General features: G+C 72.4%; 22 protein-coding genes. 12 read left to right on the top strand and 10 right to left on the bottom strand.

Annotated features, from left to right (window positions below):
* Positions 1-50: 50 nt before the first annotated feature.
* Positions 51-2579 (top strand): helicase-associated domain-containing protein, encoded by a 2529-nt coding sequence (locus ACIBW9_RS24625; RefSeq protein WP_398958403.1) that lies wholly within the window; start codon positions 51-53, stop codon positions 2577-2579.
* Positions 2580-2615: 36 nt separating this feature from the next.
* Here ACIBW9_RS24625 and ACIBW9_RS24630 read toward each other — a convergent pair whose 3' ends face one another.
* Positions 2616-2927, bottom strand: a complete 312-nt coding sequence (locus ACIBW9_RS24630; RefSeq protein WP_398958405.1) for a hypothetical protein — start codon at positions 2925-2927, stop codon at positions 2616-2618.
* 119 nt (positions 2928-3046) lie between these two features.
* On the opposite strand from ACIBW9_RS24630, the gene ACIBW9_RS24635 reads away from it, so the two are divergent.
* On the top strand, positions 3047-4690 hold the full coding sequence (locus ACIBW9_RS24635) for a DNA repair helicase XPB (protein ID WP_398958407.1): 1644 nt from the start codon (positions 3047-3049) through the stop codon (positions 4688-4690).
* Between the two features lie 44 nt (positions 4691-4734).
* Here ACIBW9_RS24635 and ACIBW9_RS24640 read toward each other — a convergent pair whose 3' ends face one another.
* Positions 4735-4920 carry a hypothetical protein gene (locus tag ACIBW9_RS24640; protein ID WP_181922421.1) on the bottom strand — a complete coding sequence of 62 codons (186 nt, stop codon included), beginning with the start codon at positions 4918-4920 and terminating at the stop codon, positions 4735-4737.
* Between the two features lie 319 nt (positions 4921-5239).
* Between ACIBW9_RS24640 and ACIBW9_RS24645 the strand changes: the two genes are divergently transcribed.
* Positions 5240-7321, top strand: a complete 2082-nt coding sequence (locus tag ACIBW9_RS24645; protein WP_398958409.1) for a HelD family protein — start codon at positions 5240-5242, stop codon at positions 7319-7321.
* Between the two features lie 10 nt (positions 7322-7331).
* Here ACIBW9_RS24645 and ACIBW9_RS24650 read toward each other — a convergent pair whose 3' ends face one another.
* Positions 7332-8033: a copper homeostasis protein CutC gene (locus ACIBW9_RS24650; RefSeq protein WP_398958410.1), complete on the bottom strand. Its 702-nt coding sequence runs from the start codon at positions 8031-8033 to the stop codon at positions 7332-7334.
* 267 nt (positions 8034-8300) lie between these two features.
* On the bottom strand, positions 8301-8972 hold the full coding sequence (locus ACIBW9_RS24655) for a maleylpyruvate isomerase family mycothiol-dependent enzyme (RefSeq protein ID WP_398958413.1): 672 nt from the start codon (positions 8970-8972) through the stop codon (positions 8301-8303).
* A 73-nt stretch (positions 8973-9045) separates the two neighbouring features.
* Between ACIBW9_RS24655 and ACIBW9_RS24660 the strand changes: the two genes are divergently transcribed.
* Together ACIBW9_RS24660 and ACIBW9_RS24665 are read left to right on the top strand one after the other, a co-directional pair.
* Complete coding sequence (locus ACIBW9_RS24660; RefSeq protein ID WP_398958415.1) at positions 9046-9723, top strand: hypothetical protein; 678 nt, start codon at positions 9046-9048, stop codon at positions 9721-9723.
* 10 nt (positions 9724-9733) lie between these two features.
* Complete coding sequence (locus tag ACIBW9_RS24665) at positions 9734-10801, top strand: GNAT family N-acetyltransferase (RefSeq protein ID WP_398958417.1); 1068 nt, start codon at positions 9734-9736, stop codon at positions 10799-10801.
* On the opposite strand, the gene ACIBW9_RS24670 is transcribed toward ACIBW9_RS24665, so the two are convergent.
* Together ACIBW9_RS24670 and ACIBW9_RS24675 are read right to left on the bottom strand one after the other, a co-directional pair.
* Positions 10783-11061 carry a DUF4031 domain-containing protein gene (locus ACIBW9_RS24670; RefSeq protein ID WP_398958419.1) on the bottom strand — a complete coding sequence of 93 codons (279 nt, stop codon included), beginning with the start codon at positions 11059-11061 and terminating at the stop codon, positions 10783-10785. The two genes, ACIBW9_RS24665 and ACIBW9_RS24670, sit on opposite strands and share 19 nt — an antisense overlap.
* Positions 11058-11441, bottom strand: a complete 384-nt coding sequence (locus ACIBW9_RS24675) for a hypothetical protein (protein ID WP_398958421.1) — start codon at positions 11439-11441, stop codon at positions 11058-11060. Before ACIBW9_RS24675 ends, ACIBW9_RS24670 begins: the two co-directional genes overlap by 4 nt.
* 55 nt (positions 11442-11496) lie before the next feature.
* Here ACIBW9_RS24675 and ACIBW9_RS24680 point away from each other — a divergent pair, with 55 nt between their 5' ends.
* The 4 genes from ACIBW9_RS24680 (at position 11497) to ACIBW9_RS24695 (ending at position 14257) form a co-directional block, all read left to right on the top strand.
* Positions 11497-12420 (top strand): MurR/RpiR family transcriptional regulator, encoded by a 924-nt coding sequence (locus ACIBW9_RS24680; RefSeq protein WP_398958423.1) that lies wholly within the window; start codon positions 11497-11499, stop codon positions 12418-12420.
* An 85-nt stretch (positions 12421-12505) separates the two neighbouring features.
* The gene (gene murQ / locus ACIBW9_RS24685; RefSeq protein ID WP_398958425.1) at positions 12506-13441 is read left to right on the top strand and encodes an N-acetylmuramic acid 6-phosphate etherase; all 936 of its coding nucleotides are present in this window, start codon (positions 12506-12508) and stop codon (positions 13439-13441) included.
* Positions 13442-13547: 106 nt separating this feature from the next.
* The gene (locus ACIBW9_RS24690; protein WP_398958427.1) at positions 13548-13925 is read left to right on the top strand and encodes a type II toxin-antitoxin system RelE/ParE family toxin; all 378 of its coding nucleotides are present in this window, start codon (positions 13548-13550) and stop codon (positions 13923-13925) included.
* Positions 13922-14257 carry a helix-turn-helix domain-containing protein gene (locus ACIBW9_RS24695; RefSeq protein WP_398958429.1) on the top strand — a complete coding sequence of 112 codons (336 nt, stop codon included), beginning with the start codon at positions 13922-13924 and terminating at the stop codon, positions 14255-14257. The genes ACIBW9_RS24690 and ACIBW9_RS24695 overlap by 4 nt, the downstream gene beginning before the upstream one ends.
* 26 nt (positions 14258-14283) lie before the next feature.
* Here the strand turns inward: ACIBW9_RS24695 and ACIBW9_RS24700 are convergent, their stop codons facing one another.
* The gene (locus tag ACIBW9_RS24700) at positions 14284-14676 is read right to left on the bottom strand and encodes a hypothetical protein (RefSeq protein WP_398958431.1); all 393 of its coding nucleotides are present in this window, start codon (positions 14674-14676) and stop codon (positions 14284-14286) included.
* 115 nt (positions 14677-14791) lie between these two features.
* Here ACIBW9_RS24700 and ACIBW9_RS24705 point away from each other — a divergent pair, with 115 nt between their 5' ends.
* The 3 genes from ACIBW9_RS24705 to ACIBW9_RS24715 all read left to right on the top strand — a co-directional run bounded on the left by ACIBW9_RS24705 (position 14792) and on the right by ACIBW9_RS24715 (position 17025).
* On the top strand, positions 14792-15631 hold the full coding sequence (locus ACIBW9_RS24705) for a helix-turn-helix domain-containing protein (protein WP_398958433.1): 840 nt from the start codon (positions 14792-14794) through the stop codon (positions 15629-15631).
* Positions 15615-15824, top strand: coding sequence for a DUF397 domain-containing protein (locus ACIBW9_RS24710; RefSeq protein WP_398958434.1), 210 nt, complete (start codon positions 15615-15617; stop codon positions 15822-15824). The genes ACIBW9_RS24705 and ACIBW9_RS24710 overlap by 17 nt, the downstream gene beginning before the upstream one ends.
* A gap of 631 nt (positions 15825-16455) precedes the next feature.
* The gene (locus ACIBW9_RS24715) at positions 16456-17025 is read left to right on the top strand and encodes a hypothetical protein (protein WP_398958436.1); all 570 of its coding nucleotides are present in this window, start codon (positions 16456-16458) and stop codon (positions 17023-17025) included.
* Between the two features lie 6 nt (positions 17026-17031).
* Here ACIBW9_RS24715 and ACIBW9_RS24720 read toward each other — a convergent pair whose 3' ends face one another.
* From ACIBW9_RS24720 to ACIBW9_RS24730, 3 genes are all read right to left on the bottom strand, one after another.
* Positions 17032-18552, bottom strand: coding sequence for a carboxylesterase/lipase family protein (locus ACIBW9_RS24720; protein WP_398958438.1), 1521 nt, complete (start codon positions 18550-18552; stop codon positions 17032-17034).
* Positions 18553-18554: 2 nt separating this feature from the next.
* Entirely contained in the window at positions 18555-19166 is a 612-nt protein-coding gene (locus ACIBW9_RS24725) for a GNAT family N-acetyltransferase (RefSeq protein WP_398958440.1), read from the bottom strand.
* A 145-nt stretch (positions 19167-19311) separates the two neighbouring features.
* Positions 19312-20427, bottom strand: coding sequence for an NADH:flavin oxidoreductase (locus ACIBW9_RS24730; RefSeq protein ID WP_398958442.1), 1116 nt, complete (start codon positions 20425-20427; stop codon positions 19312-19314).
* Positions 20428-20496 lie beyond the last annotated feature (69 nt).

The raw sequence follows: 20496 nt of genomic DNA on the forward strand, positions 1-20496 counted from the left end.
CCGCACCTGCTCCGCGCAACCGCCGGAGGCAACCCGCTACCGTGGGTCGGATGAGCACCCCGGCCAACCCGCCACGCTCCCTCGCGGAGGCGCTGCGCGCGAGGGACGACGCCTCCCTGGCGGCACTGCTGCGCGCCCGCCCCGACCTCATCACGCCCGTCCCCACCGACCTCACCCAGCTGGCGACCCGCGCCGGCACCCGTGCGTCGGTCGTGCGGGCGCTGGAGCGTCTGGACCGTTTCGCGCTGCAGACGGCCGAGGCGCTGGCGGTGGCCGCGGATCCGGCCGGGTACGAGGAACTGCTCGGCCTGATGGGCGGTGACGGGGGCGACCCGGCGGTCGTAGCGTCGCTCCCCCGTGCCCTGGGCACCCTGCGTGAGCAGGCCCTGGTGTGGGGCGGCGACGACCGGCTGCGGCTGGTGCGCACGGCTCGTGAGCTGCTCGCGCCGTCGCCGCAGCACCCGTCGCCGACGGGGCTCGGGCCCACGGTGCAGGAGGCGACGTCGGGTATGTCGCCGGGCCGGATCCAGGAGATCGTCACCGCGGTCGGGCTGCCCTCGACGCACGACTCGGTCTCCGCCGTGGCCTCGCTGACCGCCCTGTTCGGCGACCGCGCCCGGATGACCGCGCTGCTGGCCGAGGCGCCCCCGGAGTCCCGCGAGGTGCTGGACCGCCTGGTGTGGGGGCCGCCGTACGGGCAGGTGACGGCCGATCCGGCGCCCCGGCTGCGCTGGCTCCTGGACCGGGGGCTGCTGCTGCCGACGGCACCCGGGACCGTCGTACTCCCCCGGGAAGTGGCCCTGCACCTGCGCGACGGCCGTGCGCATCGTGCCGTCGAGCCGCTGCCGCCCGCCCTGGAGGTGACGGCCACGCACCGTCCACAGGTTGTGGACACGACGGCGGCCGGGCAGGCGTACACGGCGCTGGCGACGGTGGAGGAGCTGCTGAAGGACTGGGACGAGGGCGGGCCCTCGGTGCTGCGGGCCGGCGGCCTCAGCGTGCGTGACCTCAAGCGCACGGCGGTCGCCCTCGACGTGTCCGAGCCCGTCGCCGCCTTCTGGGTCGAGCTCGCGTACGCGGCCGGGCTGCTGGCCTCCGACGGGGAGGCCGACGAGCGGTATGCGGCGACCCCGGCCTACGACGAGTGGCTGGAGCTGCCGGCCGCCGAGCGCTGGGCGCAGCTGGCGCAGGCGTGGCTGACGGCGACGCGGACGGCGGGCGTCGTCGGGGGGCGGGACGCCAAGGAACGCACCCTGTCGGCGCTGGGACCGGGCCTGGACCGCTCCGCGGCCCCGGAGGTGCGGCACCGGGTGCTGAGCCTGCTGGCCGGGCTGCCGGAGGGCGCCTCGCCGTCCGCCGAGTCCGTCCTCGCCCGGCTGCGCTGGGAGCGGCCCCTGCGCGGCCCCCAGCAGAGCGACGACCTGCGCGGACGGCTCGCCACCTGGACGCTGTCGGAGGCGGAGATGCTGGGCGTGACGGGCCGGGGCGCGCTGTCGGCACACGGCAGGGCGCTCCTCGGGGCGCCCGCGCCTTCACCCGCGCCGAAGGACGCCGAGCCCGCGCAGGAGGGCCCCGGCGACAAGCTCCCCGTGCACCACGTGCCGCTCACCGTGGAGCCCCTCTCCCCCACCGAACAGGCCACCGCCTCCGCCGCGGCCGTCCGTCTCCTCGCCCCGCTCCTCCCCGAACCCCTGGACCACGTGCTGCTGCAGGCGGACCTGACGGCGGTGGCCCCCGGCCCGTTGAAGCGCCCGCTGGCCGACATGCTGGACGTACTGGCGGACGTGGAGTCGAAGGGCGGGGCCACGGTGTACCGCTTCACACCGGGTTCGGTACGGCGCGCTCTGGACGCGGGCCGCACGGCCACCGACCTGCACGCCTTCCTGAGCGCCCACTCCCGCACGCCCGTACCGCAGCCGCTGACCTATCTGATCGACGACGTGGCCCGTAAGCACGGGCATCTGCGGGTGGGCGCGGCCTCGGCGTACGTCCGCTGCGACGACGACACGATGCTCAACGAGATCATGGCCGACAAGCGCGCCGCGGCCCTGCGGCTGCGCCGCCTCGCGCCCACCGTCCTCGCCACCCAGGCCGACCCGGCGACCCTTCTGGACGGGCTGCGCGCGATGGGCTTCGCGCCGGCCGCCGAGTCGGCGGAGGGCGACGTCCTGATCACCCGCGCCGACGCCCACCGCACCCCGCCGCGCACCGCCCCCGAGCCGGTCCCGGAGGGCCCGCCGACCCCCGACCCCACGCTCCTGGCGGCGGCGATCCGCGCGATCCGGGCCGGCGATCTGGCCTCCACCACCCCCCGCAAGCAGACCCCGTCGACGTCGCCGACCGGCGACCTCCCCCGCACCACCCCCGCCGAGACCCTCGCCACCATGCAGGCCGCCGTCCTCACCGGTGAGGCCCTCTGGATCGGCTACGTCAACGCCGAGGGCGCCGCCAGCCAACGCGTCATCGCCCCGATCCGAGTCGAGGGCGGCTTCGTGACGGCGTACGACCACACGGCGGACGAGGTGCGGACGTATCCGCTGCACCGGGTCACGGGGGTGGCGGAACTCGCCGCCGACTGACGGGTCCTGCGCTCGTCCTGCCACCGTCGGACCGCATCAGCCCGGTTCGACCGGCGCGACGTGACCGGCCGCGACCTCGAAGACCGCGAGTTCGGGGTCGGCACCCGCCTCGCGGAAGAGGCGCGGCGCCGCCGGTGGCTCCGGGCCGGCGCGCATGGCGTCCAGAGCGGCGCGGTCCCGCCACAGGGTCTGGATGCGCCAGCGCCCGTCCGGCCCGCTCAGCAGCTCGGTGCGCACCAGCCCGTCGGGCAGCGGGCCGGTGACGAGTTCGCGGTAGGCCGCAACGAGACCGGCCGCACGCTCGGCCGCGACAACGGCGCTGACCTCGGTCAATATCTGTCCGGTCATGACCCTCATCTCCGCCTCCCACGCTACGCGGCAGGAGCCACGGCCGCCCGAGTGCGCCCGCGGTGATCGTCGGGGCATGCGGCACACTGGATGTTTGGCCGTGCGGAAGGGATACGTTCGTGAACGGACCGCTCATCGTCCAGAGTGACAAGACCCTGCTCCTGGAGGTCGACCACGAGCAGGCCGACGAGTGCCGTCGGGCCATCGCGGCGTTCGCGGAGCTGGAGCGGGCGCCCGAGCACATCCACACCTACCGGGTGACGCCGCTGGGGCTGTGGAACGCGCGGGCGGCCGGGCACGACGCCGAGCAGGTCGTGGACGCGCTCGTGCAGTACAGCCGGTATCCCGTGCCGCACGCGCTGCTGGTCGACGTCGCGGACACCATGGACCGGTACGGGCGGCTGACCCTCAGCAAGGACCCGGCGCACGGGCTGGTGCTCACCACCACCGACCGGCCGGTGCTGGAGGAGATCCTGCGCTCGAAGCGGATCGCTCCGCTGGTCGGGGCGCGGATCGACCCGGACACCGTGGCCGTGCACCCGTCCGAGCGCGGGCAGATCAAGCAGACCCTGCTGAAGCTGGGCTGGCCCGCCGAGGACCTCGCGGGATACGTCGACGGCGAGGCGCACCCGATCGAGCTGAACGAGGACGGCTGGGCGCTGCGCCCGTACCAGAAGCAGGCCGTGGAGAACTTCTGGCACGGCGGCAGCGGCGTCGTGGTCCTGCCCTGCGGCGCGGGCAAGACGCTCGTCGGCGCCGGGTCCATGGCACAGGCGAAGTCGACCACCCTGATCCTCGTCACCAACACCGTCTCGGCGCGGCAGTGGAAGCACGAGCTGGTGAAGCGCACGAGTCTCACCGAGGACGAGATCGGTGAGTACAGCGGTACCCGCAAGGAGATCCGGCCGGTCACCATCGCCACGTACCAGGTGCTGACCACCCGGCGGAAGGGCATCTACCCGCACCTGGAGCTGTTCGACTCCCGCGACTGGGGGCTGATCGTCTACGACGAGGTGCATCTGCTGCCCGCGCCGGTCTTCAAGTTCACGGCGGACCTGCAGGCACGGCGGCGGCTGGGCCTGACGGCGACCCTCGTACGCGAGGACGGACGCGAGTCGGACGTGTTCTCGCTGATCGGGCCCAAGCGGTTCGACGCGCCGTGGAAGGAGATCGAGGCGCAGGGCTACATCGCGCCCGCCGACTGCGTGGAGGTCCGGGTCAACCTCACGGACTCCGAGCGGCTCGCCTACGCCACCGCCGAGCAGGAGGAGAAGTACCGCTACTGCGCGACGACGGAGACCAAGCGGAAGGTCACCGAGGCGATCGTCCGCCGGTTCGCCGGCCAGCAGATCCTCGTCATCGGGCAGTACATCGACCAACTCGACGAGCTGGGCGAGCACTTGAACGCGCCCGTCATCAAGGGGGAGACCTCCAACGCCCAGCGCGAGAAGCTCTTCGACGCCTTCCGTGAGGGCGAGATCAGCGTGCTGGTGGTCTCCAAGGTCGCGAACTTCTCCATCGACCTGCCGGAGGCGACGGTCGCCATCCAGGTGTCGGGCACCTTCGGCTCACGCCAGGAGGAGGCCCAGCGCCTCGGACGGGTACTGCGTCCCAAGTCCGACGGCCACCAGGCGCACTTCTACTCGGTCGTCGCCCGCGACACCATCGACCAGGACTTCGCCGCCCACCGCCAGCGCTTCCTGGCGGAACAGGGCTACGCGTACCGGATCGTGGACGCGGACGAACTCCTGGCGGAGGGCTGAGCACAGCAAGTCCCCCGCATGGTCGGCACGGTGAACCGGCGCCGTCACTTACGGCGTACGCCCGCTTCCTCGCCGTACTCGCCGAGGATGACCACGTCGAAGGCGGCGCCCGCGAACACCTTCAGGGCGCGCAGGGCGTCGCCGAGGCGGTGGCGGTGACTGCCGAGGACGGGGGTGGCGCCGGGCGGGCCCGGCCGGCCGGGGCCTGGGGTGATGGTTGCTGCGCTCATGTATCCATGGTGGATCGGCAGGCATAAGGGGAGCATCGGCCTGCGGACCGAACCTCCTTCGCCGCCGCGTACGACTCCGGTCCTGGCCGTCCCTCCCTGGTATGACGGGGACATCCCCTAGGGGGCCCTGAGGGGAGGGGGTCCTGGGGCGGGAGGCCGGGAAGCTGGACCGGGGGGCCGAAAATCCGTTGGCCTCCGTCTCCCTCGTTCACCTAGAATCTCCGCTCTTGCCCGCCTCCCTCCACGGAGAGCCGCCGCCCGGACGGAAACCGGCCGGCACCTCGCAGCCCCAGCCCGCAGCACCTTCGGAGGCACCGCCTTGTCCACGCCCGTCGACGACCCCGCCCCTCTCGACGACCCCCTCTCCCGCGAGCGCGCCCACCTCGCGGAGTCCCGTGCCGCCCTGCGCGCCATGCGGGAGGACGTCGAGTCGCTCGACATCAGCGACGTCACCGCGAACTGGGTCAACGCCGAGGTCCTGGCCCGCCAGATCGACGACCGCATCAAGGCGCTGGCCGACCTCAGCGACACCCCGCTGTTCTTCGGCCGGCTCGACTACCTGCACGCTCCCGGCGCCGAGCAGGCCGAGGGGGCGGCGGGCGAGCGCTTCTATATCGGGCGTCGGCATGTGCACGACGCCGACGGCGACCCGATGGTCATCGACTGGCGTGCGCCGGTGTCCCAGCCGTTCTACCGGGCGTCGAAGAAGGACCCGCTGGACATCGCGCTGCGCCGCCGCTTCGGGTACACCCGCGGCGACATCACCGCGTACGAGGACGAGCACCTCTCCGACCCGGCGGAGGCCGCCCGCACCAGCAAACTGCTCCAGCAGGAGATCGAGCGCCCGCGCGTGGGCCCGATGCGGGACATCGTGGCGACCATCCAGCCCGAGCAGGACGAGATCGTGAGGTCCGGGCTGGGTGGGACGGTGTGCGTGCAGGGAGGCCCCGGGACCGGGAAGACAGCCGTCGGCCTGCACCGCGTCGCGTATCTGCTCTACGCCCACCGCGAGCGGCTCGCCCGCACCGGCACGCTCGTCATCGGGCCGAACCGGTCCTTCCTGCACTACATCGAGCAGGTCCTGCCCGCGCTCGGCGAGTTGACGGTCCAGCAGGCCACCGTGGACGACCTCGTGGCGGGGGGCATCGAGATCCGGGGCACCGACGACGCGGCGGCCGCGGTCGTCAAGGGCGACGCGAGGATGGCGGAGGTGCTGCGGCGGGCCGTCCACTCCCACGTCACCATGCCCACCGAACCGGTCGTCGTCGTGCGCGGCTCCCGCCGCTGGCGGGTGCCCGCATACGAACTGGAGGCCATCGTCCGGGAGTTGCTCGACCGCGGCATCCGCTACGGCGCCGCCCGCGAGGCCCTCCCGCAGCGCATCGCGCACGCCGTGCTGGTGCAGATGGAGCGGTCGGGGGAGGCTCCGGACGACCGGGTGCAGGACGCGGTGGCCCGCAACGCGGCGGTCAAGGCGGCCGTCAAACAGATGTGGCCGCCGGTCGACCCGGCGAAACTGGTGCTGCGCCTGCTGACGGACGCGGACTTCCTCGCCGAACACGCCGACGGGATCCTGGACGAGGAGGAGCAGAAGGCGATCCTCTGGGCGCTGCCTGGATCTGGCAAAAGGGCCGTACGGAGTGTCAAAGCCGCCAAGTGGTCCGCGGCGGACGCCGTGTTGATCGACGAGACCACGGACCTCGTGCAGCGGACGCACTCCCTCGGGCATGTGGTCCTGGACGAGGCGCAGGATCTCTCCCCCATGCAGTACCGCGCGGTCGGCCGCCGCTGCACCACCGGTTCGGCGACCGTCCTCGGCGACCTGGCGCAGGGCACCACGCCCTGGGCGACCCGGAGCTGGGACGAGGCACTGGCCCACCTCGGCAAGCCGGACGGCCTGATCGAGGAGCTGACGGCCGGTTTCCGTGTCCCGACCGACGTCATCACCTACGCCTCCCGGCTGCTGCCGCACATCGCGCCCGGCCTCACGCCGGTCGCGTCGGTCCGCGAGAACCCGGGCTTCTTCGCCCTCCGCCCGATCGAGGACGACTCCGAAGTGGTCGCCGCCTGCGAGGAGTTGCTCCGCAACGAGGGCTCGACGGGCCTGATCGCGGCCGACGCCCGCGTGCCGGCACTGGCAAAGGCGCTGACGGCGGCCGGGATCGGCTACCTGGACCCCGGTGAGGAGACGACGGCCGAGACCCGCCTCACCCTGGTCCCGGCGTCGCTCGCGAAGGGCCTGGAGTACGACTACGTGGTCCTGGACGAGCCGCAGGCGGTGGTGGACGGCGAGCCCGACGAACGGACCGGCCTGCGCCGCCTGTACGTGGCGCTGACCCGCGCGGTGTCCGGGCTGATCGTGACGCATGCGGCGCCGCTGCCGCCGCAGCTGGCCGAGTAGGGGGCCCCGCTCAAGACCCGTCCAGGACCTGCCGCCACTCCCGTACCGACTCCGCCGAGACCGGGTGCTGCCAGCCTCCCGGCCTGGCGGCCCCGCCGATGTGAAAGGCGTCGATCCCGGCGGCCCTGAGCTGCGGCACATGGTCCAGGCGCAGCCCGCCGCCGACCATGATCCGCGGCTCGTAGCCGGGCTCCCCGTACCGTGCCGCCTCGGCGAGCAGGGTGGGGAGGCCGTCGTCCACCCCGGCGGCCGAACCGGCCGTGAGGTAGGTGTCGTGCCCCGGCAGGCCGTCCAGCTGCTTGCGCAGGGCGTCCCGGTCCGCGGCCCGGTCGATCGCGCGGTGGAAGGTCCAGCGGCAGCCGTCGAGTTCCGCCACGAGCCGCTCCACGGCGTCCAGGTCGACCTGCCCGCCGGCGTCGAGGAACCCGAGCACGAACTGGTCGGCCCCGGCCGCCCGCAGCTCCCGGGCCGCCCGGACCAGCCGCGCGACTCCTTCGTCGTCTCCCGCCGCGAACCCGTCCGCCGGCCGCAGCATCACGCGCAGGTCGATCTCGACGGCGGCCCGGATCCCGGCGAAGGTCTCGACCGGCGGGGTCAGCCCGTCGGCCGCCATGTCGGTAACCAGCTCCAGCCGGTCCGCGCCTCCGGCCTGGGCGGCAACCGCGTCCTCGGCGTCGAGGGCGATCACCTCCAGGACTGCACGCATGCTCATAGGACCCCTTCCGTCGGTGTTCCCCTGGAGCGGCTACAGGTCTAGTCCAATCTCAGGGTACGACGACGGGGCCGGCCCCCGCGAGATCGCCCCCCCGGCGCCGCGGCCCACAGGGCCTGCCAGACGGGCTGAAGGATCAAGCTCCGGCCGGCGAAAATTCAGCCCCTCCGGCGTTTGAGGAGCGGGGGTCCGGGGGCCGGCCCCCGGTACGCCACGGGTAGGGACGGCGGGGGCGATCGCCCCGGCCCCGGCCCCAGCCGCGGTCCGTCAGCCGAACATGTTCAGCTCCGCCGGCTCCGCTCCCACCAGCTCGTACGACGTGCCCTCCGGCACCGCACGGCCCGCGTAGAGCCGTACGAGGGTTGCGGAGTGGCCGATGAAGCGCGCCGGGTTCCGCTCCCCGCTCGCCTCTCCGAGCAGCAGCGGCTCGTCCACGTCGTCGAGGTCGGCGTGCAGCGGCAGGCGGCCCCGCTCGCGGGTGATCCGGGCGAGGAGGGCGAGGGCGTCCGGGAGGCCGGGGCCGCCGTAAGCCCCCGGCTCACCCCAGACGTCCCGTACGTCGCCCGCGTGCACCCACTCGCCCAGCGCGACCCGGTCCAGCACACCGCCCGCCTTGGCGATCGCCGGTCCCGCCTCGGTCATCCCGCGCTCCAGCTCGTCCACGACCTGCTGGTTCGTCCAGTCGGCGCGCTCGGCGATGTCCCGGTCGTTGGAGGCGGGCGAGAAGACGCCCTCCTCGAAACGGCTCTCCACGACCCTCAGCAGCGCGGAGGAACAGTGCGCGAGAACATCCCGCACCGTCCACCCCGGACACGCGGTGGTGGGCAGTGCGAAGTCCGCGTCCGGGCGGGCGCGGAGGAGCGGGATCAGGGCGTCGCGCTCGACGGTCAGGAGGCGTCCGGGCAGTTCGGGGTCGCGTACGTCATCAGTGGTCGTCATGAGGGTCACGCTAGGGGCACGGGGTGATCGACGGGAGAGGCCGCTCCCGCCGGAGAGGCGGGAGAATGAGCGCATGGCCGATCCCGCCCGCCCCGATGTCGACGCCCTGCGCACCCGCTGGGCCCGCGCCCTGGAAGGAGCCCGGGCTCCCGCCGCCGGGCCCGACCCGGCCCCGTACGCGGACAACCTCCTCGCCCGCTGGCAGGAACCGCAGCGCCACTACCACACGCTCGCGCACCTCACCGCGGTCCTCGACCACGTCGACGTACTGGAGAAGTACGCGGCCGACCCGGACGTCGTACGCCTCGCCGCCTGGTTCCACGACGCGGTCTACTTCCCCGACCGCTCCGAGAACGAGGAACGCTCGGCCCGCCTCGCCGAGCGCGCCCTCCCCGAGGCGGGCCTCTCCGAGACGAAGACCGCCGAGGTGGCCCGCCTGGTCCGCCTCACCGTCGGCCACGACCCGGCCGAGGACGACCGCGACGGCCAGGTCCTGTGCGACGCGGACCTCGCGATCCTCGCCTCGCCCCCGTCCGCGTACGCCGCGTACACGGCCGCCGTACGCGAGGAGTACCACTTCGTCCCGAGCGAGGCCTTCCGCACGGGCCGGGCCGCGATCCTGCGCCAACTCCTCGACCTGCCGAGCCTGTTCAGGACGCCGTACGGCCAGACGCAGTGGGAGGCGACGGCGCGGTACAACCTCGCCTCCGAGCTGGAAATGCTGTCGCTCCCGACCGGCCCGTCCGCATAGCCTGCGCCCCATGCATTCATGGGGCGGGGACCAGGTGGAAGAGGCCGTGGCGGGCTGCGTGGCAGCGCTGCGGCCGGCGGTGGACCGGGACTGGACGGAGGTGAAGGCTTCCGGGCTGGAGTGGAGCTGCCACGAGACGGCGTTCCACATCGCGGAGGACCTCATCGGGTACGCCGCCAACCTGGCCGGGGGCGCGAAGGACGGCTACGTCCCCTTCGAGATCACCCTCGACGAGGGCACCGACAACACCGGCCTGCTGCACCTGATCGAGTCGATGGGCGCCCTGCTCGCCGCCGCCGTCCGCACCGCGCCGCGCGAGGCCCGCGCCTTCCACCCGTACCCGTTCCGCAGCGCGAACCGCGAGGGCTTCGCCGCGATGGGCGTGGCCGAGGTCCTCGCCCACACATACGACATCGCGGGCGGCCTCGGCCTGGAGTACGAGCCCCCGGCCGCACTGGCCGAGTCCGTCCTCACCCGCATCTTCCCGCACGTCCAGCCGTCCCCCGACCACTGGCGCACCTTCCTCTGGGCCACCGGCCGCGGCGAACTCCCCGGCCGCGCCCGCCTCACCGAGTGGCGCTGGAACAACAACCTGGTCCTCCCCACCGACCGCCTCACCCTCCAGGGCATCACCCCCGCGGCCGCACGTGACCTGGCGGCGGGCGGCGACGGCGGCTTCGACTGGATCGAGGGCGGCCCGTACGACGGCACCCGGGAGGCCTCGGGCTTCATGCTGAAGGCGTACGAAGAGGGCCTGCACCGCCCGGAGTTCGGCGTCTTCGCCCTCGTACGCCGCGAGGACGGCCGCGCCATCGGCGGCATCGGCTTCCACGGCGTCCCCGACGAGGAGGGCCGCACGGAGATCGGCTACGACCTCACCGAACCGGCCCGCGGCCACGGCTACGCGACCGAGGCCGTGCGCGCCCTGTCCGACTGGGCCCTGGCAAGGGACGACGTCCACACCCTCTTCGCCACGATCGAACGGGACAACATCCCCTCCCATTCGGTGGTCACCCGCGCGGGCTTCAGGAAGACGGGCGAGGACGAGGAGGGGCTGGTCTACGAACTGGGGCGCTGAGGCCGCCCCTTCGGCCGCCGGAGTCCCGCCCCCGTCAGCAGCCGCACCACCTCCCGGCTGCTGACCTCCACCGCACCGGCCGCGACCACATCCGCATACCGGTGCGACGGGATGTCGTAGTGGTCCCGCTCGAAGGCGCGCGAGGGGACGCCCAGCTTCTCGGCGAACGCGTGCAGTTCGTCGAAGGAGACGTCGCTGATCAGGTGGGACCACATGCGACCGTGGCCGGGCCAGGTCGGTGGGTCGATGTACACGGTCACGAGGACGACGACCCGCCCGTTGCGGTGCCCAGCGTGCCGACCGGGGCGACCTTCACGCCCGCCTTGTGGCAGACCCAGTGCGGGTCGGGGCCGAGCTCCGGCTCGACGTCGAGGGCGTGCGGGTCGCCGCCGCCGCAGACCGGGCACAGGGGCCAGCGGCCGTATGTCTCCAGCAGGGCGTCCTGGACGTCCTGCGCGACCAGCCCGGCGACGTACTCGACGCCCTCCGGCCACTGCTCCACCCACCATCGCCGCTGGACGACGGACTCCTCGACCATGGACACCACGTCCGCCGCGGCGACCTCGCCCGCGGCCAGATCGGCGAGTACGAGGGCGCGTGCCGCGTGCAGCGCCTGCTCCAGGGGGCTGATGGGGTGCATGCCCCCATTGTGCGCACTCTTGACCGGGACACCGCGCCGAAAATATCTTTCATGAGTGACCCAGGACGTGAAGGAAATTTTCTCCGGTGCGGCAGGCCGGGCGAGCGCGCCCCCCGCTCCCGCCGCCCTCGCCGCGAAGGTGCGCACGCTCGCACCCTCCATGACCCGCTCCATGCAGCGCGTCGCCGAGGCCGTCGCGGGCGACCCGGCCGGCTGCGCGGCCCTCACGGTCACCGGCCTCGCCGAGCTGACCGGCACCAGCGAGGCGACGGTCGTACGGACGGCCCGGCTGCTCGGGTATCCCGGATACCGGGATCTGCGGCTCGCGCTCGCCGGGCTCGCGGCGCAGCAGCAGTCGGGGCGGGCGCCCGCCATCACCACCGACATCGCGGTCGACGATCCGATCGCCGACGTCGTGGCGAAACTCGCGTACGACGAGCAGCAGACGCTGGCCGACACGGCGGCCGGGCTGGACACGGTGCAGTTGGGGGCGGCGGTCGCCGCGGCGGCGGTCGCGCGGCGCATCGATGTGTACGGCGTCGGGGCGTCCGGCCTCGTCGCCCAGGACCTCACCCAGAAGCTGTTGCGGATAGGGCTGATAGCCCAGGCGCACAGTGATCCGCATCTGGCCGTGACGAACGCGGTGCAGTTGCGGTCGGGGGACGTCGCCATCGCGATCACGCACTCCGGGTCCACCGGGGACGTCATCGAGCCGTTGCGGGTCGCCTTCGAGCGCGGGGCCACGACGGTGGCGATCACGGGCCGGCCGGACGGGGCGGTCGCCCAGTACGCCGACCATGTGCTGACGACGTCGACCGCGCGGGAGAGCGAGTTGAGGCCCGCGGCCATGTCCTCCCGGACCAGTCAACTCCTCGTGGTGGACTGCCTGTTCGTGGGGGTGGCGCAGAAGACGTACGAGACGGCGGCGCCGGCGCTGGCCGCTTCGTACGAGGCACTGGCGCACCGGCACCGCAGGTAGTCACAGGTAGTCACAGCAGACGTCGTAGGCAGTGCAGGCAGTCGCAGACACGAGACCGGACCGCACATCTGAAAGAGCCGCCCCCATGACCTCCACCTCCAACCCCCGTGATCTCCGCGCCGAGTTGGAATCGCTGACCACCGAGGCCTTCCGGCCCGAGCTCGCCGAGATCGACCGGTTGCCCACGCTCGACATCGCCCGGCTCATGAACGGCGAGGACGCCACCGTCCCGGCAGCCGTGGCCCGGCAGCTTCCGGCCATCGCCGCCGCGATCGACGCCGTCGCCGAGCGGATGGCGCGGGGCGGGCGGCTGATCTACGCCGGTGCCGGCACCGCCGGCCGGCTCGGCGTGCTGGACGCCTCCGAGTGCCCGCCCACCTTCAACACCGACCCGGAGCAGGTCGTCGGCCTGATCGCGGGCGGCCCCGACGCCATGGTCACCTCCGTCGAGGGCGCCGAGGACTCCGCGGAGCTCGCCCGCAGCGATCTCGACGCCCTGCGCCTGCTCGCCGCCGACACCGTGGTCGGCGTCTCCGCCTCCGGCCGCACCCCGTACGCGATCGCCGCCGTGCGGCACGCTCGCGCGCGGGGAGCGTTGACCATCGGCCTCGCCTGCAACGCCGACAGCGCGCTGGCGGCGGCCGCCGAGCACGGCATCGAGGTCGTCGTCGGCCCGGAGCTGCTCACCGGCTCCACCCGCCTCAAGGCGGGCACGGCGCAGAAGCTCGTCCTCAACATGCTCTCGACGATCACGATGATCCGGCTCGGCAAGACCTACGGGAACCTGATGGTCGACGTACGCGCCTCGAACGAGAAGCTGCGCGCCCGCTCGCGCCGGATCGTCGCCCTCGCCACGGGCGCCTCGGACGACGAGATCGAGCGCGCCCTCGCGGCCACCGACGGCGAGGTGAAGAACGCGATCCTCACCCTCCTGGCCGACGTCGACGGCCCCACGGCGGCCCGCCTGCTGGAGGACTCGGACGGGCATCTACGGGCGGCGCTGGCGGCTGCGGCCCGCTGACCGTCAGGGCTGCAGGCAGGCATTCTGCAGGCCCTGTATCACTCGTTCCGGTGACCGTCGCCCACCACAGAGTTTATGCTGTTGGCGACATAATACGGTGCGCGGCATGAACGACCTGTACGTGATCGAGTTGGAGCCCGAGGTGCGGTCCTGGCTTGAGCTGCTTCCCGACAACCAGCACCGGAAGGTGGAGGAGTACGCCGATGTGCTCGCCACCCTGGGGCCGCGGACACCCATGCCATTCGCTCGGCCTCTGGAAGAAGGGGTGTACGAACTGCGCCCCACGCTGGGCGGTGTGGCCACGCGGATCACGTACTGGTTCGCACCGGAGCACCGCATCGTGTTGCTCACCGTCTTCCGCAAGACCCGGATGCACGAGGCGGCACAGGTTGCCCGTGCGGTGGCCACCCGTAAGGTGTGCGCCGACGGGCACGGACCGGCTCACAGGACGTACAGCCGCGGCGAGGAAGGAGCCCCGCGATGAACCACACCCACTGGAGGCTGGCCCGCGAGAAGAAGCTGGCCGAGGGGGACACGGAGTCCCCGGAGGTCGCGGCCGAGCGCGCGGAGATCCGGCTGGCCATGGCCTTCGCCAAGGCCGTGTACGACCGCCGCAAGGAACTGGGGTTGTCCCAGGCCGAGCTCGCCGAGCGCGCCGGGCTCACCCAGGCGAAGATCTCCCGCGTCGAAGGCGCCGACACCGTACCGACTCTCCCCTTGCTGCGACGCCTGGCCCTGGCCCTGGACGCTTCCCTGAACATCGCCTTGGACGACGATCGCGAGGAGGTCACTTTCGTCGCACATTCGGCTGCCTGACACCGAGGCTGCGGTGTACTCACCCCTCAGCAAGGCAGCCGGCCTTCGTTGTTGGCCCTGCGCACCCGAGCCCGCAGCACCTCCTCCGGCGGCGCCACCCCCACCGCCTCCGGCGGGCACTCCCACTCCCGGCCGCCGCCGACCGGCCGCAGCTGCACCCGCCCGCCGACATGCCCCATGACCTCACCGAGCCGCCCGTCCCGCACATCGGTTGCGTACGCACCGACCGCCGGCCGCTCCCCGCGCAGCACGGACGCCAGCTTCTCCGCCGTACGGACATTGCAGCGCCCGAGGTCGACGAGCGCGAACGGCTCCTCGCTCGCCGCGGTCACGGGATCGACGCACAGGGACGGCAGCGCCACCCCGACGCCCGTGAGGGCCTCCCGCAGGCTTTCGACGACTTCTTCGGTCGACCGCACGTCGCTCCTACCTCCACGCTGAGTTTGCTGTTCACAACACAGCGTGTCCGCAACGCCCCTAACCTGGCCATACGAAACGTTCCAACAACCCCCTCCGTCCGACAGGGAGTTGCACATGCCGGGACCGAAGGACCTCGATCCGTCGTCATCGCCACGGGCTCTGCTGGGCGCGGAATTGCGGCACGCGCGCGAGAAGGCCGGGTTGAGCCAGGAGGAGCTGGGGCTACGGCTGTTCGTGAGCGGGTCTTTCATCGGGCAGTTGGAGGCGGGGACTCGGCGGATGCAGCCGGAGTATGCGCGGTTGCTGGATGAGGTGTTGGAGACGGGGGGCTTCTTCGCCCGGAATTGCAAGGCGGCGGCCAAGTCCAAGTATCACGAGGACTTCGTGGAGGCAGCGGAGGCCGAGGCCCACTCGACGATGATCAGGCAGTACGCGCAACTCCTGATTCCCGGGCTGCTCCAGACACCCGCGTACGCACGGGCCGTGAACCGCGCGTACGACCCCACGGCGTCGGAGGAAACCATCGACGCCTGGGTAGAAGGCCGCATGGACCGGACCCGCCTGCTCGACCACCCAACAAAGCCGGTGTTGTGGACGGTGATTGACGAGGCGGCCCTGCGCCGGGAGACCGGGGGTCGAGAGGTGATGGCGGAGTCGATGCGCCACATCACCTCCCTGATCCGCCGAAGGCGGGTCATCGCTCAGGTGCTGCCATTCGGCGCGGGGGCGCACGCGGCGATGGAAGGTGCCCTGAGACTGATGGAGTTCGAGGACGCGCCACCGCTGGTCTATTTCGAGGGGCCGGGCACCGGGCGGCTGGAGGACGACCCGGCCACGGTCTCTCGACTGAGGTTCAGGTTCGACCTTCTCGTGGCCTCCGCACTCCCGCAGGAGAAGTCCCTGGCCCTGATCGAGGCGTTGGCGCAGGATTACGCCCATGAGGAACATCCCTGACTACGACCTGATCGCGGCCACCTGGTTCAAGTCGAGCTACAGCGGCGGCGGCGGCAATGAGTGCCTGGAGGTCACCGACGCCCACCCCGGCGTCGTCCCCGTACGCGATTCCAAGAACCCTGACGGCCCGAAGCTCGCTTTCGGTACGGCGGCCTGGGCGGCGTTCGTCGAGGGCGTGGCGTCGATGACGTGACCGGCGCCGGGGTACCGGGTCCGGGCATCGCCGCCTTGTGAAGCTGTTCCATCTCCCAGCCCCCGGCGCGGTCCGGCTCGTCCCCGGTGAACACGACGACCACGCTGCCGTCCTGCGCCTTCACGGTGCTTCTGGTTCCCGCGTCGATGCCCTCCCCGGTGCTCCTCTCCCATTTCTGGTGGTGGATGGTGAGCTCGGTCCAGCGATAGGCCCTCAGGACACCTCGGGTGGCCACCACGACACCGTGCTGGAAGCAGTACAGCCGGGGAGTGGGGCCGCCCACGCGGCGCTCGATGCGGTCCGAGAAAGTGGCGTAACCCGAGACCAGGGTCACGAATACACCGAGGGGGGCGAACCAGCCGTGCCCGATGCCGCCCTCCCCTCTGACGATGTGCACGAGATCGAGCGTGGTGCCCCACCCCATGAACGCGGCCGGGGGCCCGAAGAAGATCCAGGCATTCGAAAAGGCAGGGCAGGCGAACCGCACGTAGCGGCCATAGGCAGCGTCCGCCCCCATGGCCAGCGCTCTGTCACGCTCCCGCTTACCCTTGCCCATGACGCCTCCCCGTGTTCCTGAGGGATGTTGCCCACCCTGAGCCCCCGAGCAACGGAAGGACCGGGCCGACCGACCATGAACCACGCCCAACTGACCGCCCTGGGCCGCGCCCTCCGCCTCCTCGGCGAGCACGGCGAGGCCCTCACCGCGGACACCCCCGACTCCAGGCTCCACGAGGTCAAGGCCGACCTCCGCCGCGCACTGGACCTGCTGGACGAGAGCGTCACGTCCGCCGCGCCCGCCACCCGCTGCCGCGAGCACCCGAACGGCCCGGTCGACGAGAACGCCCACGACCTCTGCCTGCTCTGCGAGACCCGGCGCCGTGCGGCCCGCCGCGCCGAGTTCAACGGCGGCCCCGTTCCCGCGCACGCCACCGAGACCGCCCCCTCCCGCTACGGCGTCAGCGCCGACCGCCCCCAGCCCCAGCAGCGCTGGCTGCCGGAGGCGTGGAACGGCCAGACCTGGCACCTGTGCGGGACGCCGAGACGGGACCGGCGCGAGGCCGAGCTGTATCTGGCCGCTCAGCGCCGCGGGCCCCGCCCCGCGATGGCGTACCGGCTGGTGCACGAGTTCACCGACTACGAGGTGCTGCGCGTCTGGGGCACACCCGTGAAGGTCGACATCGAGCCGCTCGGAAACCTCTAGCGCCGTCTACTTGAGCAGCGGGAGGGGCGCGAACTCGTACCCCTCCCACAGCCGTCGTGAGGTCTCCTCCGGATACGGCCCGACCTGCGCCTTCGGCCCGGCGTCCAGCACCTGGACCAGGCGCTCCCCCGGCTCGAACGCCGGCCAGCCCGGATCCCCGGTCCGCGCGAACGCCGTCCAGGACTCCCGGAAACGGGACGACAGCGCCTCCCCCTCCGCGGTGGCCCCCGTACCCGCGAACAGCAACTGCCCCAGGTCCGCCTGGAACGTGCCGAACAGCAGCGGAATGTCCAGCCCGTGGCAGGCGCCGAGGCCGCCCCCGCCGCCGGGGGCCGCCCAGGTCAGCTCGTACAGGTGAGCGCGACCGCCGCCCGCGAGCTGCGCCTCGGCCAGATGCAGGGAAGGCATGTTGAACAGCCAGTCCGTCTGCACGCGCTCGAACAGCTCACCCGGCGTGGCCTCCGGGAAGGCCGCGCGGTACGCCCGCTCCCCGTCCGGCCCCGGCCCGAACGTCCGCAGCGCCCAGCCCGCCTGCTCCTCCCCGATCTTGCCCAGCATCCCGCCGAGCGCGAGGAACAGCCGGAACTCGTCCCGGTTGTGCCCGACGAGCAGGTCGACGTCCTTCGCCGCGCCCGCCCTCAGCGCCTGCCAGGGCGTGCACGGCAGCACCTCGCCGTCGACCACCGGCGAGAAGGGGGTGGCCGTCGGCGCCACCTGCCCCCACCGGTCCGCGTACGACATCATCCGCGCGCTCAACGCCTCGCCCACCGAGGTCAGTTGCAGGGGATCGACGGTCGCGAGATCGGCCGCGGTCGGCCGCAGTCCCGCCTCCTCCGCGATGGCGGAGGCGATGTCACGGGCCAGCTCGCCGGAGAAGTAGGTGCCCGGCACGCTCTGCGCGACCGCCCGCCGGAAGAGGCCCCGCGCGCTCGGCATGGCCAGCAGCGAGGCCACCGACCCGGCCCCCGCGGACTCCCCGAAGACGGTCACCTGCCCGGGGTCCCCGCCGAACTCGGCGATGTTGTCCCGCACCCACTCCAGCGCGGCCACCTGGTCGAGCAGCCCGCGGTTGGCAGGCGCCCCCTCGATGAGCGCGAACCCCTCGATCCCCACCCGGTAGTTGAGCGTCACGACGACCAGGTCACCGTCACGCGCGATGCGCTGCGCGTCGTAACCGGGACTGCCGGAGTGCCCCAGCTTGTAGGCCCCGCCGTAGATCCACACCATCACCGGCCGAAGACCGCCCGAATCCGCCTCCGGAGTCCAGACATTGACGGTCAGCCAGTCATCGCCCTCGGGGACGTTCAGCACGGCCCTGCGCCCCTGGAAGCCGGACTCCTGGGGAGGCGGCGGCCCGAACTCGTACGCCTCCCGGGTCCCCTCCCAGGCCCGCACCGGCCGCGGCGCCCCGAACCGGTCCTTCCCGACGGGCGGTTCGGCGAACGGAATGCCGCGGAACACCGTCAGCCCGTCCTCACGGCGCCCACGCACGGCTCCGGCGACGGTACGCACGACAGTGGTCGTCATCATCAACTCCTGGTCTGGACTGCTGCGGGCCGCCACATGGTCGTCACCACCTGGCCGGTGGCAAGGGTGATCTCGTCCCTCACGGTAAATCCGACGCTCTCGTACCGCTCGAGATTGGCGGGGTTGGTCGACTCCAGGTAGGCGGGGGCTCCGAGGGCGTCGATCCGGGCGAGGCTCTCGGCGAGCAGGGCCATCCCGAGCCCCTTGCCGCGATGATCGCTGTGCGTGCCGAGGATGGTGAGGTAGAAGAACGGCTCGCTGGGATGTGCCGCCTCGAACTGCTCCCCGATCCGCATGACCGCCCGCGCCACCTCGGGGCTCGTGACCCCGGCCAGACGCCCCTCCAGCCCCTCCGCCTCCTCAGCCGTGAGTTCGACCCCGCCCGGCGGAATCCAGACGGCGGCAGCCTCGACGCCCGGCGTCACCAGTGTCCACGGATACCGCAGAGCGGACCCCGCATAAACCCGCCACATGACCGCCGCCTGCTCGGCCCGCCGCCCCTCGTCGGGAAAGGCGGGCCCCCACACCGGGTCGTGAAGGAAGGCGGAGGTGAAGACGGAGACGATGGCATCGATGTCGGCGGGCGTGGCGAGGCGGGCTGGAGTGTGCGTCATACGCCCATCTTCAACCAGCCCGTACGGCCGCTGTTTTCAGCCCGTCCGGCGTTTGAGGACGAGGCCCAAGGCCGATGGGGGGTCTGGGTGCGCACCCCCCAAGGGCCGCGCACCCCCACCGGCCCGCACCGCACAGCTCAGCTGCTCAGCTCAGCGTCTTCAACGCACTCGCCGAGTACGGCTGAAGCTCATCACTCCGCCCGGCCAGCACCTTCGCCGCCCACTCGGGATCCTGCAGCAGCGCCCGTCCGACGGCGACGAAGTCATACTCCTCGCGCTCCAGCCGGTCCAGCAGGTCATCGATGCCCCGGACCGGCGACCCCTCCCCGGCGAACCCGCGGATGAAGTCCCCGTCGAGCCCGACCGACCCGACGGTGATGGTCGGCCGCCCGGTCAGCTTCTTCGTCCAGCCCGCGAGGTTGAGGTCGGAGCCGTCGAACTCCGGCAGCCAGTACCGCCGCGTGGAGGCGTGGAACGCGTCCACACCGGCGGCGGCCAGCGGCGCGAGGATGGCCTCCAGTTCCTCCGGCGTCTCGGCGAGCCGGGCGTCGTACGCCTCCTGCTTCCACTGCGAGTACCGGAAGATGACCGGGAACTCCGGCGAGACGGCCTCCCGTACGGCCGCCACGATCTCCGCCGCGAACTTCGTACGGGCCACGGGGTCGCCGCCGTACGCGTCCGTACGCCGGTTGGTGCCGGCCCACAGGAACTGGTCGAGGAGGTAGCCGTGCGCGCCGTGCAGTTCGACGCCGTCGAAGCCGATGCGCTCGGCGGCGACCGCGGACTCGACGAACGCGCCGATGACGGCGTCGATGTCGGCCTGCGTCATGGGGGTGGCGTCCTCGACGCCGGTGACGCGCAGACCGGAGGGGCCGTGCGAGGGGGCGTCCGGGTAGGGGCCGTCGCCCTGGTTGCGGACCGTGCCGATGTGCCACAGCTGCGGAACGATCGTGCCGCCCGCCGCATGCACCGCCTCGGCGACCTTCTGCCAGCCCGCGAGCTGCTCCTCGCCGTGGAAGCGCGGTACGCGGTCGCTGTTGCCGGCCGACTCGTGGCCGACGTACGTGCCCTCGGTGACGATCAGTCCGACACCGGCGGCGGCCCGGCGGGCGTAGTACGACACCACGTCCTCGCCGGGTATGCCGCCCGGGGAGAACATGCGTGTCATGGGGGCCATGACGATGCGGTTGGGGACGGTCAGTCCGTTGATCGCGGTGGGCCGGGAGAGGACCTCGGCGGCGCGGGAGGGGGCGGTGGTCACGTGGGTGGGCTCCTCGTGCGGTGGCTGCGTCAACCGTCTGGTATGTGCACACGCATTGTTGCACCCGCT

Source organism: Streptomyces sp. NPDC049541, from assembly GCF_044465725.1.
GTDB lineage: Bacteria > Actinomycetota > Actinomycetes > Streptomycetales > Streptomycetaceae > Streptomyces.